The sequence below is a fragment of the Paenibacillus sp. FSL P4-0338 genome (assembly GCF_038002365.1).
Taxonomy (GTDB): domain Bacteria; phylum Bacillota; class Bacilli; order Paenibacillales; family Paenibacillaceae; genus Paenibacillus_AQ.
In genome coordinates, this window is sequence record NZ_JBBOCG010000001.1 from 48,932 (window position 1) to 57,455 (window position 8,524).

Sequence of the window (8,524 nt, forward strand, 5' to 3'; positions counted from 1 at the left end):
TCTTAGGGGCTGCACCTTTCTTACGTGGAGAAATCGTGATCTGGATGATAAGGGGAGAATGTAATGCAGCGGCGGCGATTCATTAATTTCAGCTCGGTTGGCGTCAAGTTATTCGTAATTCTGTTCTGTACGATTGTCCTGTTGTCCTCAGTTCTGGGCTTAACCTCCTATTATGCGGCAAAAGGGATCATTACCGATGAGGTGGCAGCTGCCTCCTCACAGTCCATTGTCCAGGCGGCGGACAAGCTGGATTTCCTGTTCGCTGAATATGAAGCGCTCTCCAGGCAATTCGCTGTAGATCCGGCGCTAAAGGCTGACATGGAGACGGTTAATCTTCCAACCGCCGGTACGGTTGCGCGGGCAGCCGCAGAGGACCGGATACGCCGCAAGCTGGACTCCGTCAGAGGATCGGATGAGCGGCTGCTTGGTGTCAGGCTGGTCGCAAGAAGTATGGTCGACGCCGAATCCTACAAATCGACGGGAATTAGCGGAGTTCGCAGTGATGAAGGCATCCTGGCCCGGATGAAGGAGATTGATAATGCTAAAGGCAATCCCGTCTGGTTCCCCGTCCGGGCTAAAGGCTTCTTCGACGCGTACAGCCAGTCCGCTATGACGATGGGCCGTCTGCTGCGGAATATTCAGAATCCGGCGGCAGAGTATTACATGCTGATTGAGGTGAAGGGCCAGGCGCTGACAGATGTGCTGTCCAACCTGCATATCGGGCTGGCCGGAGAGATCCGCATTCTCGATTCTTCGGGCCGGGTTGCGTACAGCGCGGACGATGTGCTGCTCGGGCAGGCATCTTACATACATACCGGAGAGTTGAAGGCCGGGGAGCAGACCGGAGTGCAGAAGAAGGAGGAGCAGGGGAGCCCGCAGCTTGTAGTCTACCAGCCGCTGAGTACGGCGGATTGGACGCTGCTGGGGTACGCTCCGGTAAGTGATTTCACCCGATCGGCCGACCGGCTGCTCTATATTACCTTGCTGGTAGTCTTGGCTGCCGCTCTAATTGGTCTGGTCATCGGCTATGTCCTGGTGCGGCTGATCGGCCGTCCGCTTGGCAAGCTGGCCCGGCTGATGGAAGAGGGCGAGCGGGGCAATCTGCAGGTGCGGACCAGCTTCAAGGGCCAGGATGAGATCGGGCGGCTGGGCCACAGCTTCAACCGGATGATGGAGCAGATCTCCCGGATGGCCGGGCAGAGCAGCAGCTCGGCTGCGGAGGTATTAGCGACCTCCGCGCAGCTCGTTGCCGCTTCCGGTGCGATTAGCGGCCAGGCCAGTGAGGTCGCAACCGCCACTGGCGAAATCGCCGGGGGAGCCGCCAGTCTGGCGGCCGAGGCAGAGAGCAGCAATGCCAAGGTAGAGCTGATGGGCGGCAAGACCAGCGAAGTGGCAGAGAATAATGCAGTTATGGCTGCTTCCGCAAGGAAGGTCATGGAGGTCAGCGACCAGGGAGCGGAGCGGATGAAGAAGCTGGTCTCGCAGAGCGAAGGTGTGCTGAAGCTGATGGATCTGATTCAGGAGAATTCAGCCATGCTGCGGGATAGCACGGTGCTGATCCGCAGCATCCTCTCTCCGATGATTGCGATGAATAAGCAGACGAATATTCTGGCGTTGAACGCATCAATTGAAGCCGTGCGCGCCGGTGCCGCCGGGAGAGGCTTCATTGTCATTGCCAATGAGATTAGAGAGCTGGCCAATCAATCCAGCGAGTCGATTGCCTCCGTCTCCCGGATTACCGGGGAGATCAGCGGCCATATCGAGAATACGGTCAAGGTTGTGAATGAGGCTGCGCCGATGTTTGACAGCCAGCTGGCTTCGGTCCGGGAATCCTCACTCATCTTCGGGAGTGTAAGGGCCGAGATGGAGGTGTTCAGCGGAGTTCTGAACCAGTCCTCGGCGGCGGTCTCCGAGCTGACCGAATACCAGCAGCAGCTGGGACAATCCATGGCGAGTGTGATCTCGGTGGTGCAGCAGACCAGTGCCTCTACGGAAGAGGTGGCGTCCATGTCCTCACAGCAATTCACGGTCAGCAGGGAGCTGGTCGCCCTTTCGCACAGACTGGAGGGGCTGGCGGAGCAGCTGAAGCAGTCGATGATTTCTTTTCAGGGATGAAGGGATACAAGGATGAGGGGGAGCGGGTGAGGAAGCGTATTGCGGGAACCTGCGCTTTTCTATAAGATGGATGAGGTTAGATGCAGGATATCTTGAATACTGAAGGTGATGTCATGGACAAGCATTTATTTCTGAACGGCGGCGGTCCGCCGTTTACCCGTGGACTGGCACGGAGGTTCGTAAGCACGATGACAGCAGCCACAGAACCTGTCGCTGTGTTGTTTGAAGAAGGGGAAGACTGGCCAGACTATATGGCTGCTTGTATGCAGCCGCTGGCTGACGCAGGGATAGCCGAATTCTGTTATCTGCCGCTGAAGTCTACTGAGGTGAATACTGCTATAGAGTGCCTCCGGGCCTGCGGCGGGATCGTCATCGGGGGCGGGGATACGGATCTGTATGCCGACCTCATTGTGGATACCCCTATCGCTGAAGTGATCCGGCAGCGTTATGAGTCTGGAATACCGGTTGCGGGATTCTCGGCAGGAGCCTTGATTAGCCCGGAGCGCTGCGTAATTTCTGCCAAGGATAATGAGAGCAGACAATTCAAACACCGCAAGGGCCTCAATCTGATTCCTGATCTGCTGCTATCCGTCCATTTCACGCAGTGGGATGAGGAGGAGCATCTACGGACAGCGGTCCGTACCCTCGGCGAGCTGCCGAATTACGGAATTGATGAAGAGACCGGCATCTACCTGCTGAATGGACAGCCCGAGGAGATAGAGGGCGGCGGGGTGTATAGTCTGGTGAATGGAATATTAACAAAGATTCACTGAGAATGATGAATGGGAGCAGAGGGCGCGGGCCTTCTGCTCTTGTTTTTTTGCGCCGGGATAAAATGGATAGGTCAGGGGAGTGGCAACCCGCTGCTTGTCCTGCCTGCGATCAAGCGATACACTTGTGCTATCGATAATGGCAGAGGGGAGGCGGGCGGCGTAGCGGAGATGAATGGCAGTCTATTTGAACAGGCGTTGCTGGAGAGGGATTACAGCCCGCACTTTCTGGCTTACTACTACAAGCAATGGAGCAATTATACGATGGCTTACCATCATCACAACTCCACGGAGATCATGTATCTTATCTCAGGCAGCTGTGTAGTGGAGGTGCGGAGTGAAGCTGGTGGCTACACACCTTTCCGGCTGAAGCGGGGAGAGATGATTCTGCTGGATGCGGAGGTGCCGCACCGGTTGATCGTGGACGAGGGCTCCTCTTGCCGGATGCTGAATGTGGAATTTGCTTTTACCGAATATGAGGGCGTAGTTCCTTCCATTGGCAGCTTGGCCCGGGAGGAGGAAATGCTTGCAGAGCTGCTGCGGCATCCGTTCGACAGTCTGGTGTTGTCCGATCAGGAGGAGGTTTTCCATGTGCTAAAAGCGCTGGTGCTGGAGCTGGATCAACGCGGGCGGAAGGGGAGTAGTATGGTGCATCTGCTCTTCGTGGAGCTGCTGCTGCGGCTCGCCAGACTGCGGGGGGAATCGCTTCCGGCCAGCCAGCAGCCCTCACAGCTCTATGTGCGGCGGGCCATCGAGTTCCTGCATCAGAATTATGACCGGAGCCTCCAGGTTAAGGAAGTCGCGCTCTCTGTGAATGTTCACCCGGGCTATCTGCACCGCATCTTCCGGACGCACACAGGGCAGACCCTGACTGACTACCTGAACCAGCTGCGTATGGAGAAAGCCCGGATGCTGCTGGGACAGGGCGAGATTCCGGTAGCGGAGATTGCCGACTATGTGGGGATCAGCAGCAGGCAATATTTTCATCTGCTATTCAAGAAATATTCAGGCTGTACTCCTATCGAATACCGCAACTCTATCGAACGCCATTACTGGAGTGAAGAATAGCTAGGTGTCCATGCCGTGATTGTCCTCCTGCACATAAGGTTAGGATTGTTGACAGGTTATCTGCAAAATGGTCATGATATTGGTTACGCTTCCGGCAGCCTCCTTGCTACAATGGACAGGAGTCAATAATTCATTGCCGGAGGATGATTATTATGTCTTTTAAAGTAACCTTTATCGGGGCAGGCAGTATCGGTTTCACCCGCGGACTGCTGCGCGATCTGCTGACTGTGCCGGAATTCCGTAATATCGAAGTTTCCTTCATGGATATAAACAGCCATAACCTGGACATGGTCACCGAGCTGTGCCAGCGGGATATTAAGGAGAATGGTCTGGATATCACTATCTCTTCCACCACGGACCGCAGGGAAGCGCTCAGGGGAGCCAAGTACGTATTTTGTACTATTCGTATGGGGGGGCTTGAGGCCTTCGCTACCGATGTGGATATTCCGCTGAAGTATGGCGTGGATCAGTGTGTTGGAGATACGCTGTGCGCAGGCGGGATTATGTACGGGCAGCGCGGGATTGCGGAGATGCTGGAGATCTGCCGTGATATCCGTGAGACAGCTGCGCCGGATGTATTGCTGCTGAACTACTCGAATCCGATGGCTATGCTGACCTGGGCCTGTAATAAATACGGCGGTGTGCGGACCATCGGGCTCTGCCATGGCGTACAGCATGGACATCAGCAGATCGCCCAGGTGTATGGTCTGGAGAAGTCGCAGGTGGACATTATCTGTGCCGGGATCAATCACCAGACCTGGTATATCTCCGCGAAGCATGAAGGCAAGGATCTGACAGCTGGTCTTCTGGAAGCCTTCGAGCAACATCCTGATTACAGCCGCACGGAGAAGGTGCGGATTGATATGCTCCGCCGCTTCGGCTATTACAGTACAGAGTCGAACGGCCATTTAAGCGAATACGTTCCGTGGTACCGCAAGCGCCCCGAGGAGATCATGGACTGGATCGATATGGGGGTATGGATTAACGGCGAGACGGGCGGCTACCTGCGGATCTGTACCGAAGGCCGCAACTGGTTCGAGACAGACTTTCCGAACTGGATGAAGGACCCGGCGATGGAGTATATCCCGGAGAAGCGCGGCGAGGAGCATGGCTCGTTCATTATTGAAGGACTGGAGACAGGACGCGTGTACAGAGGCCATTTCAATATGGTGAATAACGGCGTGATCACCAATTTGCCGGATGATGCTATTATTGAGGCGCCGGGCTATGTGGACCGCAACGGCATCTCAATGCCGCTGGTTGGCGACCTGCCGCTCGGCTTGGCGGCAGTCTGCAACGTGAGTATCTCCGTGCAGCGCCTGGCGGTGGAGGCGGCAGTGCATGGTGACGACAAGCTGCTGCGTCAGGCGTTCATGATGGACCCGCTGGTCGGTGCCGTCTGCAATCCGAAGGAGATCTGGCAGATGGTTGACGAGATGCTGGTGGCCGGAGAACAGTGGCTGCCACAGTACAGCGCAGCCATTGCAGAAGCGAAGGAACGCCTAGCTTCTGGTGATCTGATCCCCACAAATGCCGGCAACGAAGGCGCCGCCCGCCTCAAGGTGAAGTCAGTAGACGAGATGATGCAGGACCGCGAGGCCGCGAACAAGAACGCCGGGGAATCCGATAAGGGCAAGGACCGCGAGAAGGTGCAGTAAGCGGAGCAGGCATCAGTCTAACGAAGCGAAGAAATATTGGAATGAGGGCTGTCCCAAAGTCATGAAATGACTGCTTGGGATAGCCCTTTAATTTTGGCATAGGTGGAGGAGGATGTGCATGAGCGCGTAAGGTACGGATGTATGTGTATGCGAAAAACCGAACACAATTTACTCAGGGTAGGCGCTTCGCCGAATGTATGCGAAAAACTGCTCTGCTTGCCGCAATGGGGGTATAGGTGGATCTTGGGCATTTGTTATCGAACGGATCTACGATATTCCGGCAAGAGTTGGAAAAACAACACTTAAATGTTTGCATAGCGCCCACTCGGAGCAAAACCGGCCCTAGCAGATGCTGTTTTTCCACTTGTTTACCTATAATCGTAAGAAGTTGAAGAAATAAGCAGCACTATTCCACTTGTTAGCTGCCATCAAGTAACCCCTCACTCTCGGATCAGCTTCTCCTGCTGCAGCCGCGCGATCTTGCGGCGGACCGGCAAACTGAGCCACACGAAGAACAGGCCCAGAATGATAACGGACACTCCCACGATGAGGTTGATTTTGTAGATGTTAGAGGAAGTATTCAGCATAATCAGCATGATATTGAAGGAGCCGATGATCAGCTCAAGGAACGCAAGGGACAGATAGACTTTATAGATTCGCTGATAGTGTTTGATTTTGGAATCCGCATCGGTATAGATCTGGAAGGGGCCTTCCGAGGCCTTCCTTCTGAAGAACACCCAGCGCTGGTTCATAAATGCACGATTGGCCTTGGTAGGAGGCCCGGACGGCACACGCTCGGCCCCGGTCTCCTCCATGAATAGCAAGTAGCCTGCCGCCTCCTTAGGGTCCTTCTCCAGCAGCTCAATCCGGTAAATATACTCCCCCTTGGCGCTCTCCTCGAACACATAACGGGCCCAAGAATGCTCCACCAGTGCCCATCCCTTGGCAGACATCTCATTCAGCCACGCTTCTTCCTTCTCGAAATCCATGAAAAATTTGCGTACCACCTGACTCATTACACTTCGCCTCCCAGTAGCTTTCTTCCATTTGTGAGCAACTCGTCAAGCCTTGTCATTTCACTCTGGACTATCGATTTGCCAAGCTCCGTAATCTGATATTCCTTCTTGCGTGAATCTTCTCCACCGGCCAGCAGCTTGATCCAGCCCCGTTCCACCAGCGTGCTTAACGCTCCGTATAACGTGCCTGCCCCCAGCTCTACACGCTGATTGCTCAGCAGCTTCACATTCTGCATAATGCCGTAGCCGTGCATCGGGGTGAGCAGGGACAAGAGGATATAATAGACGCCTTCGGTCAGCGCCCCGTATTCATTGTTGCCGGACAATGCTATCACCTTCCTTATCTTGCATCTTTGGGTCTCATTCCACAGACCAGGTCATTTCCTTTGTATCCTTCGGCGTTATAGCATCTGACGGTATACCATCTGTCGTTATATCGTCAACCGATATAGTTATTATATCGGCTGACGATATAATAGTCAACAGACTTATGCGGCGCAAGTTCCAAGCCAGCACAAAAAAACCGCACAAAAACCCCGCACACCGCAAGAAGCGGCAGGGCGGGGCGGGAACTCACAACAAAAATGCGCATAGCCCGGGGTGGCCCGGGCTGACAAGTCTAATGTCAGGCTGCTTAAGCTTCAGTAACCTTTTTGCCGAAAAAAACTTTCAGCGCCTGATAGACTTCCTTCTTATCCTTAATTACATAATGCATGAACTGCTCCTGCTTCAGGTGGCGGTAGGCGGACATCAGAGTGCTGCTGCGGTTGTACTGGTTCACCTCACCGTAGCCGAACATATTGCTGCGCTTCAGCAGCTCGCCGATCAGCTTGACACAGCGTTCATTGTCGGAGGTCAGGTTGTCGCCATCCGAGAAATGGAAGGGGTAGATGTTGTATTGGGCAGGCGGATAGCGGCTGTCGATAATCTCCAGTGCTTTCTGGTACGCCGAGGAGCAGATCGTCCCCCCGCTCTCGCCCCGGGTGAAGAAGTCATGCTCGCTGACCTCCTTAGCTTCCGTATGATGGGCCAAGAATACGATATCCACCTTCTCATACTGGCGGCGCAGGAAGCGGGTCATCCAGAAGAAGAAGCTGCGGGCGCAGTATTTTTCAAAAGTACCCATCGAGCCCGAGGTGTCCATCATGGCAATAATCACGGCATTCGAGTGAGGGACCGTGATGTCATCCCAGGTCTTGTAACGCAGATCATCGGGGCTGATGCTGTGTATTCCAGGGTTGCCGCTGCTGGCATTGCGCCGCAGATTCTCAAGTAACGTTCGTTTCTTGTCGATGTTCGACATCATGCCCTTTTTGCGGATATCATTGAAGACAATCGATTTGACTTCAATCTCTTCCTTATCCTTCGGCTTCAGATGGGGCAGCTCCATGTCCTGGAACAGAATATCCTCCAGATCCTCGAGATCGACCTCGGCCTCAACGGTATCCGCTCCCGGCTGATCGCCCGCTTTATCCCCTTTGCCCGGCTGGGCCGACTGGGAATCACGCCCGAGGACATCGCCTACCTGGCTCTCGCCGTCTCCCTGTCCGACATGCTTCTGCTTGCGAAAATTATAGATAATCCGGTATTCATCCAGACTGCGGATCGGCACCTTCACAATCTGCTTGCCGCCCGACAAAATAATGTTCTCTTCAGTAACCAGATCGGGCAGATTGCCCTTGATGGCTTCTCTGACCTTTTGCTGGTGACGCTCCTGATCCTGATGGCCTTTGCGGTGAAGGGACCAGTCTTCTTTGGAGACGACAAAAGCGTATGGACCGGACGGCTGGGACAAGGATGACCACCTCCCATGGACTGTATTATTCGGTATTGTCACTATTGAGACTGAGACAAATGCAGCAGGTTGTAACTAAAGTATATTCAGGGAGATGGTGGA

The 8,524-nt window shown here is 54.5% G+C and carries 7 protein-coding genes; 4 read left to right on the forward strand and 3 right to left on the reverse strand.

Annotated elements, in window-relative coordinates:
- Nucleotides 1–63 precede the first annotated feature (63 nt).
- The 4 genes from MKZ07_RS00205 to MKZ07_RS00220 all read left to right on the forward strand — a co-directional run bounded on the left by MKZ07_RS00205 (nt 64) and on the right by MKZ07_RS00220 (nt 5,611).
- Nucleotides 64–2,115, forward strand: a complete 2,052-nt coding sequence (locus MKZ07_RS00205) for a methyl-accepting chemotaxis protein (RefSeq protein WP_341023939.1) — start codon at nt 64–66, stop codon at nt 2,113–2,115.
- 80 nt (nt 2,116–2,195) lie between these two features.
- Nucleotides 2,196–2,888 carry a Type 1 glutamine amidotransferase-like domain-containing protein gene (locus MKZ07_RS00210; RefSeq protein ID WP_051493279.1) on the forward strand — a complete coding sequence of 231 codons (693 nt, stop codon included), beginning with the start codon at nt 2,196–2,198 and terminating at the stop codon, nt 2,886–2,888.
- 168 nt (nt 2,889–3,056) lie between these two features.
- Nucleotides 3,057–3,953 carry an AraC family transcriptional regulator gene (locus tag MKZ07_RS00215; RefSeq protein WP_036692930.1) on the forward strand — a complete coding sequence of 299 codons (897 nt, stop codon included), beginning with the start codon at nt 3,057–3,059 and terminating at the stop codon, nt 3,951–3,953.
- A gap of 152 nt (nt 3,954–4,105) precedes the next feature.
- Nucleotides 4,106–5,611, forward strand: coding sequence for an alpha-glucosidase/alpha-galactosidase (locus MKZ07_RS00220; RefSeq protein WP_036692763.1), 1,506 nt, complete (start codon nt 4,106–4,108; stop codon nt 5,609–5,611).
- A 440-nt stretch (nt 5,612–6,051) separates the two neighbouring features.
- On the opposite strand, the gene MKZ07_RS00225 is transcribed toward MKZ07_RS00220, so the two are convergent.
- The 3 genes from MKZ07_RS00225 to yhbH all read right to left on the reverse strand — a co-directional run bounded on the left by MKZ07_RS00225 (nt 6,052) and on the right by yhbH (nt 8,422).
- A complete protein-coding gene (locus tag MKZ07_RS00225; RefSeq protein ID WP_036692764.1) occupies nt 6,052–6,627 on the reverse strand; it encodes a DUF2812 domain-containing protein in 576 nt (191 codons plus the stop codon).
- Nucleotides 6,627–6,962 carry a PadR family transcriptional regulator gene (locus MKZ07_RS00230; protein WP_445670260.1) on the reverse strand — a complete coding sequence of 112 codons (336 nt, stop codon included), beginning with the start codon at nt 6,960–6,962 and terminating at the stop codon, nt 6,627–6,629. Before MKZ07_RS00230 ends, MKZ07_RS00225 begins: the two co-directional genes overlap by 1 nt.
- Before the next feature lie 299 nt (nt 6,963–7,261).
- Nucleotides 7,262–8,422, reverse strand: coding sequence for a sporulation protein YhbH (gene yhbH / locus MKZ07_RS00235; protein WP_036692770.1), 1,161 nt, complete (start codon nt 8,420–8,422; stop codon nt 7,262–7,264).
- Nucleotides 8,423–8,524 lie beyond the last annotated feature (102 nt).

Coding starts and splice junctions, on each gene's coding strand:
- MKZ07_RS00220 (WP_036692763.1), top strand. CDS start 4,106: ATGTCTTTTAAAGTAACCTTTATCGGGGCAGGCAGTATCGGTTTCACC.
- MKZ07_RS00215 (WP_036692930.1), top strand. CDS start 3,057: ATGAATGGCAGTCTATTTGAACAGGCGTTGCTGGAGAGGGATTACAGC.
- MKZ07_RS00225 (WP_036692764.1), bottom strand. CDS start 6,627: ATGAGTCAGGTGGTACGCAAATTTTTCATGGATTTCGAGAAGGAAGAA.
- MKZ07_RS00210 (WP_051493279.1), top strand. CDS start 2,196: ATGCAGGATATCTTGAATACTGAAGGTGATGTCATGGACAAGCATTTA.
- MKZ07_RS00205 (WP_341023939.1), top strand. CDS start 64: ATGCAGCGGCGGCGATTCATTAATTTCAGCTCGGTTGGCGTCAAGTTA.